The organism is Bifidobacterium xylocopae, from assembly GCF_003315615.1.
In the GTDB taxonomy this organism is placed as follows: Bacteria; Actinomycetota; Actinomycetes; order Actinomycetales; family Bifidobacteriaceae; genus Bombiscardovia; species Bombiscardovia xylocopae.
In genome coordinates this window covers 21,502-41,354 of the sequence record NZ_PDCH01000008.1, presented here as the reverse complement: position 1 = coordinate 41,354, position 19,853 = coordinate 21,502, and the positions used below count along the sequence as shown (strand labels likewise).

The following is a 19,853-nucleotide window of genomic DNA, read 5'->3' as shown; positions in this document are numbered from 1 at the left end:
CGGCCCAGCCCCATGCCGGGCCCTCACCACTCATTTTAAGGGCCTTCCACGCGCGTGCGGGTGGGCGCTTGCGAGTATGAGGCGGCCCGGCAGCAAGGAGACTGCCGGGCCAGGTATTGATATGCGCTCCGCTCCGATCGGCTCAGGCGCTGATCTGGGTGTGCTTTCCGGGATGGGAGCGTCGGCTGGCCATTTGGTGGGCCGCCAGTGTGAGCGCGGTCAGCAAAGAGAGGACCAGTAGGGTGCCTCCGCCCAACCGTTGTAGGGGTATAGCGCCCGCCTTGGGTAGGGAGAAGTCAGGGGCCCAGCGGGCGTAGAGGGTCATGTTGCTGCTGACGTTCTGGCTGAAGTCCCATTTGGTGTTGAGCCAGCTCTGGGTGTACCAGCCCAGGAACTTCCCGCCGCTCATGGTCGGTGCGGGGTTGGGTTCGGCCACCGGGCCGCCTCCGCTCACCGGCACCACGGCCGGCGTGTGCAGGATGCCGCCGTTGGGGTCGAAGGTGACGGTGAACCCATCCACCCCGCGCGTGATGATTCCTTCGAACGGCGTCGTGACGCCAGAGGGCAATGCGACTGTGGCGGTGAACGGGTATTTATAGGTCCCGGGGTAGGAGTGGGCCCAGGAGTACTCGCCATTGCCGGTGTTGTAAGATCCGCCGGTCGGTGTTGAGCAATCTATCGTCTGGTTGTTTTGCCAGTTGGTGCACTGGGTGGGTGTGGCAAACGTGTCGGGCGAGTGTTTGACGATGGCCGGCCCCAGCACCATGGGGTTGTCGGAGTAGTTGTGCATGGTAGGCAAAACCAGCGTCTGGCTGTTGATGCCGAGGTATCCGCTGTAGACTATTTTGGTGAGTTTGCTCCAGTCTACTTTGGAGATGTCAATGATGTGGTTCTGATTCATATTTAAGAGTGTCAGTGAAGTGCCCAATATGGCCCAGTTCACACCAGCCAGACTCTCACCGGTCAAATTGTTACCAGTCAAATGCACCTCGGTAAGTGCAGGGTTTTCGAGTGCCCCAAGTTTACTGATGTTGTTGTCAGATGCATCCAGTCGGGTAAGTTTTGTCATGCCGGTTATAGGGGAGATATCGGTGATTCGATTGTGGGTGAGAACTAGTAGTTTTAGTGACTGCTGTAAAATCGTCCAGCTTACTGTAGATAAACAATTTCCGGTAAGTTTATTGTTTTCTAGACTTAGGTCGGTGAGTTTAGGATTGGCTAGGGCTCCTATGACACTGATTTGGTTGTCCGCGGCATTGAGCCTCGCCAGTGCCGGTAGATTGCTTATCAGACTGATATCCGTTATTTGGTTCGAGTCCAGAAACAGAGCAGAGAGTTTGGTCAAGGCGCTCCAGTTGACGCTTGCCAAACTTGGACTGGTCAAACGGTTGCCCAGTATTTCGCGGGGCTTGTATTGGTAACCCCTTCCTAAGCCGAGCGTTGTGAGGTTTGGATTATTGAGGCTGCCGAGTGTGCTGACGTTGTTATTCTCGACGGATAGCTCGCTTAGGCTGGACATATTGGTAAGTGGGCTGATGTCGGCGATGTAGTTGCTATCCAGGGTGAGTTTTACTAGTTTTGTCAGGTTCGACCAGGTGACAGTGAAGAGCGAGTTCGCCGGCAGCTCGTTGTTAAGTAGGTTGAGGGTAACAATATTAGGATTGTTCAAGGAGCCGAGGTTGGTAATTTTATTGTATCGGGCGTCTAGGTCCCTCAACACGGGCATGTTGGTCATGGGGCTGATGTCGCCGATTTGATTACGGGCCAAGTCCACAGTAGTCAGGTGGGTTAGGGAAGACCACGTGACTGTCGAAAGACTGCTGCTGGTCAGTTTGTTGCCATAACCGTCTGTTCCAGACGCATATCCGAGATAAAGCGTTTCAAGTTTGGGATTGTTGAGTCTGCCTAGAGTATCGATTTGATTGCCGGCCGCGTATAGCACCCGGAGACTGGGTAGATTGGTTATGGGGCTGATGTCAGTGATTCGGTTATCATCCATGAACAGCATTTCGAGTTTGGTGAGATTGGCCCAGTTCACTGTCGCAATACCCGCGCTGGTCAGTCTGTTTCCACGTTTTTGGTTGTAATCGTAGACGGTGGCCATGAAGCCTATCCATAGTTTGGTCAGTGAAGGGTTGTTGAGCCGTCCGAGTGTCTCGATTTGATTGCTGGTCACGTCTAGAATGGACAAGCTGGGCATGTCGGTCAGGGGGCTGATATCGGTGAGTTTGTTGTGTGCCAGGTATAGCTCCTTGAGCATGGTTAGGCGACTCCAATTCACTGAGGCTATGCCGGCGCTGGTGAGACTGTTTCCAGCTTCATCTCCATATTCGCCGTATCCTCCCATATTGATTACAGTCAAATTTGGGTTATTCAGTGTGCCTAGCGAACTAAGCTGGCTGTTGTACTGGGCTCTGATGCTTGTGAGGCCTGACATGTTGGTTAGTGGAGCTAACGTCGTTAGTGATGTGCTGTTGACTTCGATGGATGTTACGTTGTACAGATCAGACCAGCGGACACCTGACAGCGCAGAGTCGGTCATACCGCTGCCCGTAAATTGGAAACTCTCGATGAGTTGAGAAAGTTGTTCCACACCTTGCAGACTATGGTTGCTGCCAGACGAAAAGTCGACGGAGAAGGTACAGAACCGACCGGTATAGCTATAGTTACATTGTTTTTCCGATGGTTTAAATATATCGTTTGGCCTTTTGCCTCTACGGTCGAAAATATCTCTGATAACTGATCTGGCGAGGTCGGGGTCGGGGAAGCATTGGGCTATGGTGCTGACGTTTGGGGTGCAGGAGTAGTTTTCTATGCGCGGGGTCAGGCCCGCTGCCTGGGCGTGTGGCCTGGGCTGGGTGTGGACCGCGAATCGTGCCAGCGGGGCCGTTTGGGTATGTATATCGGTGTGGATGGAACCGGCCGGCTGCGCTGCCGGGGGTAGGTTCTTGACGAGGTCGGTGTGGGTGCTGCTGTACGTCTGCGGAAGGGGTCTGGACTGTGGCTGTGTCGGCTGGGAGTAAGCCGGTGCGGGTGCCGTTAGACTAAGCCCCCCCCCCCCAGGACAGTCAAGGACATGAGGGCCGTAAAGGCACTCACCACACGAGAGCAGCGCATAATCCCTCCACAACGGGTCACCAAGCGCCCACCGGCACCGGACCCAAGAAAAGCTCAAAATTCCAACCAAAGGGCCGCCCGCGCCAATCCCGGATTCCCCAATCCAAGGCACACGATCATCGCCCACGTTTTGTGACACGAGTATATCACACAGCCTCGCCGTGTGCGCCCGGGCCGTTGTCCGATTACAAGTGCGGCATTGGTTTGGGTTTGATTCCAGTGGGTGGTCAGTTTCCTTTTGCCGGGTCTGGGCCTATGTCTCTCAGTGCAGGATGGGGGGGGGGTCCGACGATGTTCTGTAGCTCGGTGTCGGCGAGGTAGTCCATGTCGGTGCCTTTGGGCGGGTATCAGCAAATCTTGCCGCTCCTGTTCTCGTTACTGTCGTTCATGTATGCCAGCGCTGTGCTTGCTGGCGGCGGGCTGGGTACGATGTCCTCCGCCGGTTTCACGCTCTTCTACCGGGCCGCCCACCGGCGGGCCCCCGCCCAAGTAGCGGCCTGAGCCGGGTATGGGGATATAAACGAGATAGGCGGTCAGTTGGTCTGGCCGTCCATAACGCAGGTTGGTTGATTGGCCTGGCTGGACCGGTTGGTATGGAACGGCCCGGCAGCAAGGGGACTGCCGGGCTGGGTATTGATATGCGCTCCGCTCCGATCGGCTCAGGCGCTGACCTGGGTGTGCTTTCCGGGGCGTTGGCGGTGCCGGGCCGTTTGGTGGCCGTATAGCGTGAGCGCGGTCAGTAGGTTGAAGTAACAAGAGGGTGCCGCCGCCTAGGCGTTGCAGGGGTAGGCTGCCGGCTTTGGGGAGGGTATACACGTAGGTGTAGGGGAGGGGGGTAGCCGTCTTGGGCACACCGCCGAGTGCCCAGTGGATGTTGCTAGTGATGGGGCCTGGGATGTGGGCCGGGCCTTCAGCTTCCACACCTTGCTGGTGGTGTCGCAGGTAGGGGCCGGGCTGGCTTCGGTCTGATCGAATTGGACGCCGGTGACCACGATCGGCGGGGCGCCCGCGGGGATGGGCCTGGCGCGGTCGGTGGTGGTGTTGTCGCCGAGTTGTCCTTTATCGTTGCTCCCCAGCTGTAGGCGTGGCTGTCGCTGTCGATGGCGAGGCTGGTTGCGCCGCCTGTGCTGATGGCGGTCCAGGTTGTGCCCGATTTGCCTGCAGGGTCGTTGACGGGTGTTGACGTTTTCCGGTTGGAGGTGGTGCCGTTGCCGAGTTGGCCGTAGGTGTTTTGTCCCCAGCTGTGGGCGTGGTGGCCGCTGTCGATGGCGAGGCTGTGGTACCAGCCTGAGCTGATGGCGGTCCATGTGGTGTTGGGTTTGCCGGCAGGGTCGTTGATGCGCACGGGCGTGTTCTAGTCATCTTCGGTGCCGTCGCCGAGTTGGCCGTAGTAGCCGTAACCCTAGCTATAGGCATGTCCGTCTGATCCGATAGCCAGGTTGTGCCCGTAGCCTGTGCTGATTTGGGTGAAGGTGATGCCGCTGGCCGGTGGAGTGGGTGGGGTGATGGTGGCGTGGCTGCCCGTGGTGTTGGCTGGGCCTTTGTTGGGGGAGGGGGTGAATTCGTCTACGGTTTCCGTACCGGGGGTGCGGCCGCGTGTCAGGTGGCTTGGGGAGGCTTGGTGGACAGGGTGCGTTGGCCGTGCTTACGAATTGAAGCCCCCCCCCCCCCACGACAATCAGTGACAGGGCCACGCAAGTGGCGCTGGCGGTACGGAAACTGCACATGAGCAAAATCCCCTTGTGACTGCGGTCGGTCCGGAGCGGACGGGGCTGCCGGGCCTTACGGAACACACTGCCGGGGCGGGGGAGTGCGCGACCGCTGCCCCCGATTCCCCAACCGGGCCGGCCGCAATCCACCGCCAACATTGCCATCCACTCTATTATCGCCGCCGCGACCTTGACTGCTCTGGGCCCCTCTGGCGGACAATTGCCTGCGCCCAGCGGGGGTTTTGTCACACTCGACCACATTCCTCCCCTGCCTTTCCGGGCTCGGCTCGGCGGCCTGCCAGCCTCGGTGGAAACAGGCGCTTACAGCAAGGCAACACGAAGGGTAAAGGTGACCAATATGGCGGAGATGACGGATGGGACGGGCGGTGAGGCCGGGCCCAAGGCGGAGATTGTGCTCTACCAGCAGGACGGGCTCAATGTGCCGGTGGAGGTGACCTACCGGGATGAGACCTTCTGGCTGCCACAAAAGGGCATTGCTCAACTGTTCGGAGTGAAGACGCCGGCAATATCGAAGCATTTGGACAACATTTTTGCGGAAGGAGAGCTGCAGGAAGAGGCAACTGTTTCCAAAATGGAAATAGTTCGCAACGAAGGCGGCAGAAGGGTTTCGAGGCGTGTGGCCTACTATAACCTGGACGCGATCATTGCAGTGGGTTTACCGGGTGAACAGCAGGCAGGCCACCAAGTTCCGCCAGTGGGCGACCGGTACGCTCAGGCAGTACATCATCAAAGGCTTCGCCCTCAACGACGACATGCTCAAGAACGGACGCCCTTCGGTCTGGACTACTTCGACGAGCTGCTGGGCCGCATCCGCGACATCCGGGCCTCCGAGCGGCGCTTTTACCAGAAGGTGACCGACCTGTTCCAGGACATCAGCGTGGACTACGACCCCCACTCGCAGACCGCGCGCGACCTCTTCGTCGGCATTCAGAACAAGTTCCACTACGTCATCAGCGGTCATACCGCGGCTGAGATCATCGCCGAACGGGCGGATGCAGCGAAGCCGAACATGGGGCTTGCTTCCTGGAAGGGGTCGCCGGATGGCCGTATCCACTCCTCGGATGTGACTGTGGTCAAAATTACCTGAGTGAGGAGGAGATCGGGCATCTCAACCAGCTGGTGTCGGGTTTCCTGGATGCGGCGGAGTTGCGGGTGCGCAACCATACGATCACCACCATGAGCGAGTGCGTCGCCCTGTGCGACCAGTACATCGGGCTGACCGGCGGGCAACTGTTGGAAGGCCGGGGCAGGATGAACAAGAGCCAGGCCGACCGGCGCGCGCGAGAGGAGTTCGCCAAGTTCGACAAGCGCAATATCTCCGACTTCGACCGCTTCGTCCAGAACGTCCAGAAGCAGCAGGGCGGGTCCGCAGGCTGAGCGCGGGCGGGGGTTGGCGGGGGAGGGGTTGCCGGCGCTAGTATGGGAGGGCACTGCCGAGCGCGCGAGGAGGGGCCGATGGGGATGCTGATACAGCCGGCGACGCTGTTGGCGATCATCCTTGCGGGATACCTTTTCAAACGCTTCGGACTCCTGGGGGAGCGTGACTACCGGGTCGTGCAGACACTTGAGTTCGACCTGGTCCTGCCCGGGGCCATCATCTATTCCTTCGCTACCAACCCCCACCAGGTGAGCTTTTTGCTGCTGTCGGCGTTCGCGGTGCTGGCCGCCCTGCTGCCGCCCCTGGGCGTCTACCTGACCACCAGGCGCACGCCGGTGGGCCGTCGTGCCTTCCTGATGCTCAACACGTCCGGTTTCAACATCGGCTGTTTCAGCTTCCCCATGCTCCAGCTGCTGATCGGTCCGGCTGCACTGGTGCCGGCGGCCATGTTCGATCTGGGCAACGACGTGATGGTGGCGGCCGGCACGTCCGTCATGACCCAGAATCTCCTGCATATTCAGCCTGGCAGACCCCTGTCCGAACAGGGGGCGGTGGATGCGCCGGTCATGCCCTCCCCGCGCACCGACGACCCCGACGCCAGGCGCTTGCGACGCAAGGCCCTCGCCCAGGGGGTGATCAAGGGTTTCCTGGGTTCGGTCTGCTTCGATGTATACCTGGTCATGGCGATCATGATGCTCCTTGGTTGGAACCTGCCCCATTGGGTGGCACAGGTCACGCAGCCCTTCTCAGGGGCCAACTCCTTCTGCGCGATGATCATGGTGGGCATGCTGATGGAACTGCCCTCCGGGTCGCGGGACATCAAGGACGTGGCCCAGGTGCTGGCTTGGAGATTGCCCTTCGGGCTGATCTTCGCGGCGGCCGCCTGGTTCCTGCTGCCCTTCGACCCGACCGTGCGCGAGGCCGTGGCACTGTGCTGCCTGTCGCCCACGGCGGTGTTCGCCACCATGTTCACCGACAAGGTCTTGGGCAACGCCCGCCTGGCCGGATTCACCCTCGCCCTTACCGCGGTGATGGGCACGGTGATGATGATCGGCGGCCACCTGCTGATCGCGGCCCTGTGAACCTGGCAGGCCGGACTGACATATGAGGCGGGCCGGTACCATGCCTGGAACCGGTTTGAGTTCGTGGTCGGGGTATCACACCAGCGGCGGCGCGACACGTTTTGAGACCGGAAAAAGGAAAAGCCTGGAGCCCGTGCTATCCTGCTGTTTGTCGGATCGCCAAATCATGACTCACATAGGAGAACTATGCACGGGCTGTTCAGGCTTACAGAGAATCATACCACAGTTTCAACAGAGGTCGTCGCTGGCCTGACGACCTTCTTCGCGATGGCCTACATCATCGCGGTCAACCCCTCGGTCCTCTCCACGGCAGGCATGCCATGGGGGGCAGTTTTCATTGCCACCATCATCGCCGCCATCATCGGCACCCTGATCATGGCGTTCGTGGCGAACGTGCCCTACGGCGTCGCACCGGGCGTCGGGCTCAACGCCTTCTTCACCTTCACCGTGGTCAAAGGCCTGGGCTTCACCTGGCAGGAGACCCTGTCCATGGTCTTCATCTGCGGCGTGATCAACATCATCGTAACGGCCACCAAGCTGCGCAAGATGATCATCCGCGCCATCCCGCCCATCCTTCAGCATGCGATCGGCGGCGGCATCGGCGTCTTCATCGCCTACGTGGGGCTGCTCAACGTCGGCATCATCAAGTTCAGCCCCGACAAGTCCTCGGCCGCCGGCGCCAACCCCTCGCTGACCACCTTCGATACGCCCTCGACGATCCTGTTCGTGATCGGTCTGGTCATCACGGTCGTCCTCCTGCTCTGCAAGTTCCGGGGCCGCTGGGCCATCCTGAACAAGGCCGCGTTCGTGATCGCCATCATTGCGGTCACACTGATCGGCATCCCCATGGGTGTCACCACCGCCGCCAAGTCCGTCGACCTGGGGCAGGCCTTCTCCCAGCTGCCGCAGACCTTCCTGGCCATCTTCACCCCGGCCGGCTTCCCCGCCCTCTTCTCCGACCCGGCCAAACTGCCCATGGTGCTGGTGACCATCTTCGCCTTCTCCCTGTCGGACACCTTCGACACGATCGGCACCTTCGTAGGCACAGGCCGCCGCTCGGGCATCTTCTCCGATGCCGACGAGCAGGCCCTGGAGACCGGTGCCGGTTTCTCCTCCAAGATGGACCGGGCCCTGTTCGCCGATGCCACCGCCACCTCCTTCGGCGCCCTCTTCGGCACCTCCAACACCACGACCTTCGTCGAGTCCGCCTCCGGTATTGCGGCGGGCGGTCGCACCGGACTGACATCCGTGGTCATCGCCGCCTGCTTCGCCCTCTCCGCTTTGTTCGCACCCTTGGTGTCTGCCGTGCCCGGAGCCGCAACCGCTCCTGTCCTGGTCATCGTGGGATGCATGATGATGTCCTCCTTCGGTGAGATCAAGTGGTCGGATCTGACCGAGGCGATCCCCGCTTTCTTCGCGGCCATTTTCATGGGCTTCTCCTACTCCATCTCCTATGGTGTGGCCGCGGGCTTCATCACCTACTGCCTGACCATGACCTGCAAGGGCCGGGCGAAGGAGGTCCACCCGATCATCTGGGGGGTCGGCGCCCTCTTCATCCTGGACTTCGTCCTTCAAGCCATCTTCTAGGTCAGGAGACGCGCGACAAAGGAACGGCCCACCCGGGTTCCACCTGGGTGGGCCGTTCTGTGTAGGCTGGTCGGCGGTGGCTTCAGGGTGAAAGCAGGTGGTTCGCATCGCCCGGGCTGCCGGGATGGAAGGTGGGCAGGTGATGTCCGCTGTTGATCTGTGCGGAATTCCGTGGCCATGCTGAAAGGCTAGGCCTGCCGCCTGGCCAAGGCCGTCGATATGCCTCGTTGCCGGCAGCATCCTGAGCAGCGGCGGTTTCGGCTTGGGTTCAATGCCTTCGGGTGTATTCCCCCGAAATAGGGGTCAGCGTGGGAGTTGTGCAAGTCCCGGTCGCGTGACCGTACCATGGATGCCACTGCAATACGAGGCTGCATTGCGGAAGCAGGATTAGGCTAAAAAAAAAAGGGGGGCCTCTCGGGGCCCCCTTTCGGGAATTTAATACCAGCCGGAGGACTGGGAGTGTGACCAGGCACCACAGGGGGTGCCGTACCGTCCGGCGATGTATCCCAAGCCCCAGGTTATCTGGGTGCGGGCATTGTTCTGCCAGTCGGGGCCAGCCTCAGCCATCTTGGAACCGGGCAGGGCCTGCGGGATGCCGTAGGCACCCGAGGGGTTGGCTGCATTGGTGCGCCAGCCGGACTCCTTGTTCCACAGCTGGACCAGGCAGGTGAACTCCCCTTCGCCCAAGCCCTTGGAGAGCACAAGCTCATGGGCGATGGATTGCGAATCGCCGATCGGGGCGGTCGTGGACGAACCGGGGGCGGAGGGGGACGAGCCGGCTGAACCGGTGCCTACCAGCACGACCTTGGCTACAGGGGCCTGCTTTACAAAGGATGCGAAGATGTTTGAGGACAGGCTCTTGCCGCCCGCCTTGGTGATCAGTGAAGTGGTCTCCATCACGCCGTTCCGCCCCTCGGTCTTGACCTTGGTGCTGCCGGCCGGCAACGAGTCGGTCCTTTCCTCGATGGTGTTGAAGGGGATGGCGGATTCCTCGGTCTTCACCGAAGCATCGGTACGTTCAACCTTGATGGTGGTGGCCTCGCTCACCTTGGTCCTGAGGGAGGGTGAGACCTGGTCGCCGGGCTCGAGGGTGATGTCACCCGCGTCGAGCACGGACTTGACGGTGGTGAAATGGTTGCCCAGGACGACTCGCTTGGCCCCATTGATCTCCACATTGACATACGAGGTGCCGGAGCTGGACCCGCCCGCACCCTGATTGAGGGACCTGCGTACGTTGTCGCGGGAGACCTCGGCGCTCTTGGACTGGGTTGCGGAGAAGGCCATGGCGGAAGGGTCGGAGGACGTGCTCTGGAAGTGGTGGTAACCGCCTGCGGCCACGCCGGCCCCGATCACCATGACGGCTGCCGCGCAGCCCGCCGCGATACGCATCCACTGCCGCCGGGTCAAAGCCTTGAACCCGGCTGTACGGTCCTTGCGATGGGACGCCATTACGCTCCTCTTGCTCTGCCTGTTCGTCCTCGACGGACTTTCTCGTATCCGGGGCTTGACCCCGGGTGGCATGCGGCTTCGACCTCCGAAGAGAACCGGCCGAAGCGCCGTCGGAATGCACACTCCTGACACATTTTAGCCCCCCGGCGGCTGCTTGTACAGTTCACCGGAGGGCGGTGTCGCGGATAGCCTGCCGGAGACCTTACTGGTTGACGGGCTCCTTGGCGCCCTCATCCAGCTTGACCTCGCGGGCCTGGCGGATCACGTCGTCCAGGTCCGAGGCGCGCAGGGCGCCGGCCTGCTTGAAGATGATCTGACCCTGCTTGGCGATCATCAACGTGGGCACGGCCTGAATGTCGGCCGCCGCCGCGAGCTCCTGGTTCTGGTCGATGTCGACCTTGCCGAAGACGATGTCCTTGTTGCTGCCGGAGGCCTTGTCGTAGATGGGTCCGAAGGCCTTGCAAGGTCCGCACCAGGTAGCCCAGAAGTCGACGAATACCAGGTCGTTCTTCTCGATGGTCTCCTGGAAGTTCTGTGAAGTCAACGTTACCGTAGCCATGATCGCTCCTTCTTGCTGTCCCGCCCTGCTTCTTACAGGGCCAACCACTCTGTTGCCTCCAGCATTCCACCAGGCTTGGAAGTATGCTCTTGGCGCATTCCGCGCTTGCCTGTCCCCGGGCTTGAAACCGGTGGCCCCGGGCACGATAATGGGAGCCATGCCAGTGCTACATGACGAGATACCCGATGACTCCGACTACGACGCGGGGAAGGATAGGGGTGAGTTCTCGAACATCACCCCCGAGGACTTCATACGCGGTTCGGGCCATGGCAACCCTCCGGGCTGGCTGGGCCCGGATGAGATCGACTGGGCCCGGCGCAGGCTCCCCATGCCCTATGTGGAAGTGGTTCCGGCCCGCACCGATGCGACCGGGCGGGTTGCCCAGGTGGGAACCCTCCTGTGCGTGGATGAGGCCGGGGACATCCAGCGCACCCTGATCACGGGACGCGTGCTCTATCACGAGTCCATCCGCGAAGCCCTGGCGCGCAACATCTCCAAGGATCTTGGCGAGCTGGCCCTGCCTGAACTGCCGCCTTCGGTCCAGCCTTTCACCGTGGCCGAGTTCTTCCCCACGCCAGGTGTTTCGGAATTCCATGACCCCCGCCAGCATGCCATAGCCCTGTGCTACCTGGTGCCCGTGGCCGGCGACTGCAAGAGCCAGGACGAGACCCTGGACGTGGAATGGGTGGAGCCCCATTCGGACATGCTCGATGTGTTCGCCGGTCAGATGCCGGGCGGCCACGGCAGGATCCTGAAGCAGGCGCTGGCCTGGGCCGGGGTGCTATAGGGGCCGCAGCTGAGCCTTTCCCTAGCCGGGGAAGTCGCCCTAGCGCCCTATATCAGGTGGGGAAGGGGTCCGGCGGCCGCGACGGTCCTGGTGAAACGTGTATGAGTCCATTGATGAGCAGGAAGGATTGAGCATGAAGATCGTCAACCACGCATATCGCGAAGGGGAGGGAATTCCGGTCGTGCTCATGCATGCCTTCCCCGTTGATCACCGGATGTGGGACGAATGCGCGCGCAGTCTGATCCAGCAGGCCGATAGGGCGGGGGTGCAGCCTTTCGCGGTGTATGCGCCGGACATGCCCGGCTCCGGCCTGAGTCCGGTCCCGGCCCCCGAAGAGAGCGGGCCGGTCGCCGAGGACGGCTCCTATCCCCAGGCCTTGGACCGGATGACCCAGGGGTATGCGGACCTGCTCAAGGGATTGGGCCACAGGCGGGCCATCTGGGTGGGGCTGTCGATGGGCGGCTACCCGGCCGCCGGCATGGTGAGACTCCATCCCGACATGGTGGCTGGGCTGGCTTTCTGCGATACCACAGCCGATGCCGACAAGCCCGGGGCTCGTGACAACCGTCTGCGGGTGGCGGCCCAGGCCGAGCGCGAAGATAGCGTCGAGCCGGTCATGGGGTTCGCCCAGGCGGGGCCGTCTGACTCGACGGTCAAGCGTTCGCCTGAATACATCGAGCGGTTCACCGGCTGGATCCGGGACCAGAGTCCGGAGGGAATCGCCTGGCGGCAGCGCATGGCCGCCGGCAGACCCGACCAGCGTGAAATTTTGGCATCGGTGCGTGTGCCTTCCGCGGTCGTCTCCGGGGAGCTGGACCCCTCCAGCCCGCCCGCCGCCATGCAGGCCATGGTCGATGCCATGCGGATGTCCCACCCCTCCTTCACCGCCATTTCCGACTGCGGCCATTTCAGCGCCGCCGAACAGCCCGACCGTGTGGCCGCCGCCCTGCTCGACCTGGTCCGCCGGGTGGCGGCCGCCGATGCCGGCCGTCACTGAGCGCACGCCGATAGCCGATTGGGAGGCCCACACGTGCAAGACCGGCAGATCTACTTTTCCCCGCTTTCACTCACCCGCGCCCTGCCCTTCCTGCCGCTGGCCCGTGGCGGTGCCGACTACCGTACGGAGCTGCGGACCGATCCGGGCCTGTTCCGCCGCCTGGGCGAGGATGACGAACCCGGCGATGTGCACGTCATGCTGGTCCATGACGGCAGGCTCGCCCTGCCATTGCATAGCCAGGAGCGCGCCCGGCTGGGAACGGCGGGCCTGCGTCCGGCCTCCCTGCCCGGCGAGTACCTGCCCGGTGGACTGACACCGAGCCAGGATAGGCCGGGCGCATTGTATTTCCTTGGTTCGGCGAGCGATGAACACTGGTTCGCTTTGGACGTAGGCCTGGCCCGTCGCTTGGCCGACGAAGGTCAGGGTTCCCAGGAGGGCTCCACCCTGCTGGACAAGACGGCCGACCGCTTCGACTGGGTTGGGTTGGATCTGTTCGCAACGAAAGCGTCGGCGCGTGATGTGGGGATGGCCACGTGCGCCCTCGCCCTTTCGGCCTGGCACGGTAGGCAGCGTCACTGCCCCCGTTGCGGCGCGGCCACAGCACCAGGACAGAATGGCTGGACCCAGGAATGCGTACGTGAACCACGGCACGGGCCGTTCTTCCCGCGAATCGAGCCGGCGGTCATTACCGCGATAGTGGACTCCAGGGACCGTCTGCTGCTGGAACGCAACGCCGCCTGGGAGCCCACCCGCTACGCCGTATGCGCCGGGTTCGTCGAAGCGGGCGAGAACCTGGAACATGCGGTCAGGAGGGAGGCCCGGGAGGAACTGGGGCTGCCCCTTGGGGAAGTGCGGTACATGGGCTCGCAACCCTGGCCGTTCCCGGCTTCGTTGATGATGGCCTTCAAGGCCCGGGCCCTGGACACTGACATACATGTCGACGGGGTGGAGACGGCCGATGCCCGCTGGATGACCCGCGAGGAATACACGAGGGCGCTGGACGAAGGGCGGATGACCCCACCAGGCAGGATATCGGTGGCGCGCTGCCTGATCGAGGAGTGGCTGGGGCACGGGATCTGAAGGTGGCACAGGCCTGTTCCCCTACTTCGGGGGGGGGGGGGGCAGGGTCCTTGGTTTATAGTTGAATAATTGGGGAAGATTACGGAAAGGTGAACTATGGTCAACGATGTGCATGGTAACGCGCGGATTCCATCCTACGATGCCACCGATGCCCATAGGGGTGCGGACGCATATGCAGGTGCCGAGAACCTGGGCGAGCGGACCATGTCGATGCCGCCGCTGACCGGAGCGGCCTTCCCTGCGCCGGCGATTCCAGTGGGTGCCTATCCGCAGAGCCTGACGGGCGCAGACCAGACTCAGGTCATCGGGGTGCCTGGCGCGGACGCCACCATGGCCCTGCCGGCCTTTGGCCCCTCCGCCCAGTCGACTGTTCCTTCCCAGGTGACCATGGACGGTTCGGATATGCCGCCAGTCGACGGAATCGGTTCCCATGCGGACGCCGGGTCCAAGCGGCCGCGTTTCTGGCTGATTGTGGTCCTATGTGTGCTTGCCGCACTGATCGTGGCCATGGTCGCTGGCTTCTTCGGTGCCCGTTCCTACTATGCGCACCGGGCTGCTCCCGGTGTGCGCTTCGGCGGTGAAAGCGTCGCCGGTAAGGACGCAGGCCAGCTCAAGGACCTGGTGGCCGCCAAGGCTTCCGGTTCACAGCTCGTCGTCACCGATGGCAAGGGTGGTCATGCCCATGCCAATCTGAAGGAGCTGGGTGTCACATCAAACGTGGACAAGACCGTGGAAGCGATTCTTTCCGCCAAGTCCAGCAACCAGCTGGCCAGGGTGAACCCCTTCCAGCGTCAGACGGTGCCCCTGGCGTACAGGGTCGATGAAGTGAAGATGAACGACTTCCTGACCAGGAACTTCGTGGACAAGGACCAGCGGGCGCAACCTTCGATCATCGTATTCGACGGAGGTTCGAAGACCTTCGCCGTCCAGGGCGGCAGGGACGGCAGGGCCCCCGACCTCGCCCCCGTCAAGCGGGCCCTCGAACGGACCGCCCAGGAACCCGGCGGCAAGGAGACGGTGACCACAGGCTACCGGGACGTGAAAACCCCGGTTACGCAGGATGTGGCCGCCAAGGCCGCCGACGAGGCCAACCAGCGTCTGTCCACGCCCATGGTGGTCGACAACGGGGCGGGCGACAAGTTCACCGTACCCACCGAGCAGGTGGCTCAATGGATCAAGCCGACGGCCGATCTGCGCCGGGGGACGCTGGAGCTGGAGTATGACCAGGATGCGATCAAGGCCTATGCGGCCAAGGAATTGCCGGCCAAGCTCAACAAGGACATGGTGACCGAGAAGAACGTAAAGAACACCAAGGGCGAAGTGGTGGCTGTGACAGAGAAGGGCCAGGACGGCGTAAAGCTCAAGGATACCGATGCCACGGCGGCACAGATCCTCGGCCTGCTCCAGTCCGGTCGGATAGCGCCGATCAAGGCCGCCGCCGACGTGGAGCAGCACAAGGAGGAGACCAGGACAGCCCGTTATGACGTGCCGGACGGTGATATGTGGGTGGAGGTCAACCTGTCCACCCAGACCGCCACGGCCTACAAGGGCACGACCATGGTCAAGTCATTCCCGATCTGCTCCGGACTGCCACGCAACGGGGATGAGTCCGATCCGGGCACCTTCTTCATCAACATCCGCTATGATGTGCAGACCATGCGCGGTCCGGGCTATGTCTCCCCAAACGTGCGCTGGGTTTCCTACTACAACGGCTCCGAGGGCTTCCATACGGCCCTGTGGAACTATGACGCGATCGCCCATGGGGATGCGGCCAACCGCGGCTCCCATGGCTGCATCAACATGTACGAGCAGGACGCCAAGTGGATTTATGACAACTGCCCCAAGGGCACCATGGTAAAGGTTATCGGCGCGCAGCCGACCGCACCGGTGCGCTGAAACTCGGGACGTCGATGATGCACCTGGGTCGGTGGCTGGCGCCACCGGACCGGTCCATGTAGGCTGGAGCCATGACAGCATCACAGAAGAACTCGGAGCGCCTGAGTGTGCCTGAGCAGTTGCAATATTCGCAGGACCATGTCTGGCTGGACGCCTCCGGTTCCCCGGCCGTGCTCGGGGTGACCGAGTACGCGGCCGAGCAGCTCGGCGACCTCGTATTCCTGGATCTGCCGGAAGCGGGCGGCCATGTCCAGGTCGGCGACGAAATCCTCGAGCTGGAATCCTCCAAGGCCGTGGAACCCTTGGTCTGCCCGGTGGCCGGCACGGTCGTCTATGTGAACAGGGCCGCCGCGGACGATCCGGCCGTGATCAACTCCGACCCGTACGGGGAGGGTTGGATATTGAAGATCGAACTGGATGACGACCAGCCCGACCTGTTGGACGCCGACGAATACGCCAAGTTGATCGACGCAGCCCAGTAACGTGGGGCGGCCATGACGAGCGAGGTTAGCGGGCAGGCGGGCGGCCGGCGGCAGAGGGCCACGCATATGGCAGGAACGCCCAAGCCGATCCGGGCCCGGCGGGTCTCCACCTCCTTCGATGCCGCCGCCCCAAGGGAGCGTTTCGAACGACAGCCCCTGCCGGTGCAAGCGGTTCGCATGGGTGTCACCACCGGATTCGACGTCTGGGCCAGGTTATCGGCCGTTCTCTGCCGGCATCTGGGTTGGTATCCGCGGGTGGACCCCTACGTGGGGTACGGCACCGAGGGCTATTCCCGTCTGATCTGCCGCACCGTCCTTGCTTCCCCCAAGGCGGCGGCCGGTTCCATCGGCCGAGGAATCAGGACCGCGCTGACCGTACCCGCCCCCAGGACCCGGGTAACGATAGCCATCGACGGCGAGCCCATTGAGACCGTGCAGCTGGGCGATTCGGAGCTCTACGACGCACCCGATCCAAGCCGCAACCTCAGCAGTAAATACGCCCGCTCGGATCGATCCGGCTACTTGGACCTTGTGGCCGAGCACCGCCTGGAACCCGGCCCCCACCTGGTCACTTACCATGTGCCCGGCCGTCCCCTTGTCCCCGGACCCCTGTATACACTCGCATCCTCGGCACGGATCGGTGTGATCTCGGACGTGGACGACACCATCATGGTGACCCAGGCGCCCAGTATGTTCAAGGCCGCCTACAACCTCCTGCTGGCCAACCCTGCCAAGCGGGCGTCGGTACCGGGCATGAGCGTGCTCTACTCGCGCATCGCCGACCTCGCCCCAGGCATGCCTTTCTTCTACCTGTCCGCATCGCCTTGGAATGTGGAACGGACCATCCGCCATTTCCTCGAGGACCACGGATTCCCTAGCGGCCCCTTGCTCCTGCGCGATCTGGACCCCAGGCCCAAGACCTTCGTGCCCACCACAGTGCAGCACAAGCATGAGTTCATCCAGCAGCTGATGGCCGACTTCCCCCGTATGCGTTTCATCCTCTTCGGCGACGACGGACAGCGCGACCCGTCAACATACGCGGAGGTGACCCGTCGCTACCCCGGCCGGGTGCTGGCCATCGGCATCCGGCAGCTGAGCCCGCGCGAGTCAGGCCTGCCCTCCCGGCGGAGGACCAGCACGCAGCCGGCCCCGGAGATGGATGCGCCGGTCTTCTATGGGACCACGGGTGCCAACCTGATGAAGACCATGCTGCCCTATCTGGAGCACCTGCGCAGGGCGCGACGCCTATAATCGGCTCATGAGCACGAGCCAGACAGCTACACCAGATCCGCAAGCACAGCCGCCGTCCGCGCGACGTGAGCCCAAGGACCGCAAGGTCCACGGCGATGTCTTCACCGATCCGTACGAGTGGATGCGCCGCAAGGACGACCCCGACCTTCGTGCCTATGTGGATGCCCAGAATACTTACTACCGGTGGCGGACCCAGTCCCTCCAAGGGCTCAAGCAGCGCCTTTTCGATGAGTTCCGGGCCAGGGTGGAGGAGACCGACATGTCGGTGCCGACACGCTTGCACGGGTACTGGTACTTCTCGCGCACCCGCGAAGGCTCCCAGTACGCGATCCAATGCAGGCTGCCTGTCGCAGGGCCTGACGACTGGGACCCGCCGGCCGTCGATCCCAAGGGCGAACCGGGCTCCCTGCCGGGGGAGGAAGTCATCTTCGACCCCAACCGGGAGGCGAGGGGCCATGAGTTCTTCCGTTTGGGTGGCCTGGACCTGTCCGCGGATGGACGATGGCTCCTGTACTGTGTCGATACCCGGGGCGATGAACGCTACGACCTGCGCATCCGCGACCTGGCTGACGGGCGTGACCTGCCCGATCGCGTGGACCAGGTATCCTCCGGGCCGTGCCTTACGCCGGACGGGCGCTGGGTGTTCTATACCGAAGTGGATGAGACATGGCGGCCTTTCGCGGTGTGCCGACACAGGGTGGGCAGCGATCCGGCGCAGGACGTTCGTGTGTTCGAGGAGACCGACGAGCGTTTCTGGGTGGGCGTGGGCCTGAGCTTTGACGAGACCAGGGTGGTGATCGGGACCAGTTCCAAGACCACCAGCGAGGTCCTGCTCCTGTCCCTGGACAATCCCACCGGCGACTTCAGGCCCTTCATTCCGCGCCGGGAGGGAGTCGAGTACGATGTGTCCTTCGCCTCCCTGGCGGGAGCCGGTAGCGGTGGCGGGGACCTGCCCCTGGCCGTGGTCTATGGGAATGCGGACAATCCGAACTTCAGCGTCCGGCTGATCGACATGACGGCCCACCAGCCGCCTTACAGCCTGTCGGAAGGGGTCTTGCTGGCACAGGGAAGCCCCTACGGCTGCGAGCAGGCGCCGGCCGGATTCGATGGACCGGTGGACAGGCCCTACCGGGACCCGTGCAATCCGGGGATTCTGCAGGGCGCCAGGGGGCTGAGCATCGAGGGTGTGGCGATCTACCGGCACTTCGCCATGCTGGGTTACCGGGCCGACAGCCTGCTCCGCCTCGCCGTCATACCCATTGACCGCGCCCTGGAGGACTATCGGGCGGGCCGGCCCTGGCGTTTCACCGAAGTGTTGCCGGAAGGCGGGGGAGCCGGGCGGCTGTACTCGATCGCGGCGGCCGACAACCCCTCCTATGAGGCACCGACCATGCGCTACTCCCTGGGCTCCTACACCAGCCCCGCTGAATTGCGCGAACTGGACCCGGCCAGCGGGCGTGACCGCCTGCTCAAACGGGCCAAGGTCCTGGGAGGCTTCGACCGGGCGGCCTATGGGGAGCGCCGGGTCTGGGTGCGGGCGCGGGATGGTGCGAAAGTCCCGGTCTCCCTGGTCTGGCGGAGGGGGCTGGTGCCAGCCATGGATGGGGCCGCCGCCGAAGGGCTGACCCACGAGGTGCTCTCCGCGCCGGAGGAAGCTCCGGTTCCCTGCGGACCGGCGGGTGGACGGGCGGGTGCCGGAGCACCCTTGTTCATCACCGGCTATGGGGCCTATGAGATCGCTTCGGACCCGGGTTTCTCTATCGGTCGGCTGAGCATGCTGGACCGGGGGGTGCTCTACGCCTGCGTCCATACACGCGGCGGCGGTGAGATGGGCCGCGCCTGGTATGAGCAGGGGCGTCGTCTGAGCAAGAGGCACACGTTCGAGGACTTCATCGATGCCACTGCGGCTTTGCAGGCGGCTGGTTGGGCCGATCCGGGCCGCACCGTCGCCAACGGCGGTTCGGCCGGCGGCCTGCTGATGGGGGCCGTGGCGAACATGGCCCCGGGGCTCTATGCGGGCATCGAAGCGGATGTGCCGTTCGTGGATGCGCTCACCTCGATCCTGGACCCCTCCCTGCCCCTGACCGTGACCGAGTGGGATGAGTGGGGAGACCCCCTGCACGACCCTCAGGTCTACCGGTACATGAAGTCATACAGCCCATATGAGAACGTGGCCGACGCGGACGAGCGCCAGGCGCGCTTCGGCAGTCGCCACTTCCCGCGGATCCTGGCCACCACCTCCCTGAACGACACCAGGGTGCTCTACGTGGAACCCCTGAAGTGGGTGGCCCGCCTGCAGGAGCCTACGGTGGGCGCGGATGCGATCGTCAGAATCGAGACCGAAGCCGGGCACGGCGGCGTCTCGGGCCGCTACAGGCAATGGGAGGAATTGGCGGAGGAGAACGCCTTCTGCCTGTCGATCCTGACGCCGCAGGAGGTCTGAGGTCCGCTCAGCGGC

At 63.0% G+C, this 19,853-nt stretch carries 14 protein-coding genes and 1 pseudogene; 11 read left to right on the top strand and 4 right to left on the bottom strand.

Annotation, left to right across the window (positions count from 1 at the left end):
* Positions 1-142: 142 nt before the first annotated feature.
* Positions 143-2,593 (bottom strand): leucine-rich repeat domain-containing protein, encoded by a 2,451-nt coding sequence (locus CRD59_RS04885; protein ID WP_113853575.1) that lies wholly within the window; start codon positions 2,591-2,593, stop codon positions 143-145.
* Between the two features lie 1,117 nt (positions 2,594-3,710).
* Between CRD59_RS04885 and CRD59_RS08275 the strand changes: the two genes are divergently transcribed.
* A complete protein-coding gene (locus CRD59_RS08275) occupies positions 3,711-3,842 on the top strand; it encodes a hypothetical protein (RefSeq protein WP_269088371.1) in 132 nt (43 codons plus the stop codon).
* A gap of 185 nt (positions 3,843-4,027) precedes the next feature.
* Here CRD59_RS08275 and CRD59_RS08365 read toward each other — a convergent pair whose 3' ends face one another.
* Positions 4,028-4,462: an RCC1 domain-containing protein gene (locus tag CRD59_RS08365; protein WP_113853574.1), complete on the bottom strand. Its 435-nt coding sequence runs from the start codon at positions 4,460-4,462 to the stop codon at positions 4,028-4,030.
* Between the two features lie 722 nt (positions 4,463-5,184).
* On the opposite strand from CRD59_RS08365, the pseudogene rhuM reads away from it, so the two are divergent.
* The 3 genes and pseudogenes from rhuM (at position 5,185) to CRD59_RS04865 (ending at position 8,894) form a co-directional block, all read left to right on the top strand.
* Positions 5,185-6,224, top strand: a pseudogene (rhuM, locus tag CRD59_RS08410) (RhuM family protein).
* A 78-nt stretch (positions 6,225-6,302) separates the two neighbouring features.
* Positions 6,303-7,307, top strand: coding sequence for an AEC family transporter (locus CRD59_RS04870; protein WP_113853573.1), 1,005 nt, complete (start codon positions 6,303-6,305; stop codon positions 7,305-7,307).
* A gap of 186 nt (positions 7,308-7,493) precedes the next feature.
* On the top strand, positions 7,494-8,894 hold the full coding sequence (locus tag CRD59_RS04865) for an NCS2 family permease (protein WP_113853572.1): 1,401 nt from the start codon (positions 7,494-7,496) through the stop codon (positions 8,892-8,894).
* Positions 8,895-9,329: 435 nt separating this feature from the next.
* Here the strand turns inward: CRD59_RS04865 and CRD59_RS04860 are convergent, their stop codons facing one another.
* On the bottom strand, positions 9,330-10,343 hold the full coding sequence (locus CRD59_RS04860; RefSeq protein ID WP_113853571.1) for an aggregation-promoting factor C-terminal-like domain-containing protein: 1,014 nt from the start codon (positions 10,341-10,343) through the stop codon (positions 9,330-9,332).
* A gap of 202 nt (positions 10,344-10,545) precedes the next feature.
* On the bottom strand, positions 10,546-10,902 hold the full coding sequence (gene trxA, locus CRD59_RS04855; RefSeq protein ID WP_113853570.1) for a thioredoxin: 357 nt from the start codon (positions 10,900-10,902) through the stop codon (positions 10,546-10,548).
* A gap of 157 nt (positions 10,903-11,059) precedes the next feature.
* Here trxA and CRD59_RS04850 point away from each other — a divergent pair, with 157 nt between their 5' ends.
* The 7 genes from CRD59_RS04850 (at position 11,060) to CRD59_RS04820 (ending at position 19,838) form a co-directional block, all read left to right on the top strand.
* Positions 11,060-11,689 (top strand): NUDIX hydrolase family protein, encoded by a 630-nt coding sequence (locus tag CRD59_RS04850; protein WP_113853569.1) that lies wholly within the window; start codon positions 11,060-11,062, stop codon positions 11,687-11,689.
* A 127-nt stretch (positions 11,690-11,816) separates the two neighbouring features.
* The gene (locus CRD59_RS04845; RefSeq protein ID WP_201736554.1) at positions 11,817-12,686 is read left to right on the top strand and encodes an alpha/beta fold hydrolase; all 870 of its coding nucleotides are present in this window, start codon (positions 11,817-11,819) and stop codon (positions 12,684-12,686) included.
* 33 nt (positions 12,687-12,719) lie between these two features.
* Entirely contained in the window at positions 12,720-13,766 is a 1,047-nt protein-coding gene (gene nudC / locus CRD59_RS04840; protein ID WP_236632727.1) for an NAD(+) diphosphatase, read from the top strand.
* A gap of 96 nt (positions 13,767-13,862) precedes the next feature.
* Entirely contained in the window at positions 13,863-15,662 is a 1,800-nt protein-coding gene (locus tag CRD59_RS04835) for a L,D-transpeptidase family protein (protein ID WP_113853567.1), read from the top strand.
* Between the two features lie 71 nt (positions 15,663-15,733).
* Entirely contained in the window at positions 15,734-16,144 is a 411-nt protein-coding gene (gcvH, locus tag CRD59_RS04830; RefSeq protein ID WP_113853566.1) for a glycine cleavage system protein GcvH, read from the top strand.
* 66 nt (positions 16,145-16,210) lie between these two features.
* Positions 16,211-17,395: an App1 family protein gene (locus tag CRD59_RS04825; RefSeq protein ID WP_236632731.1), complete on the top strand. Its 1,185-nt coding sequence runs from the start codon at positions 16,211-16,213 to the stop codon at positions 17,393-17,395.
* Between the two features lie 7 nt (positions 17,396-17,402).
* On the top strand, positions 17,403-19,838 hold the full coding sequence (locus CRD59_RS04820) for a S9 family peptidase (protein WP_113853564.1): 2,436 nt from the start codon (positions 17,403-17,405) through the stop codon (positions 19,836-19,838).
* Positions 19,839-19,853 lie beyond the last annotated feature (15 nt).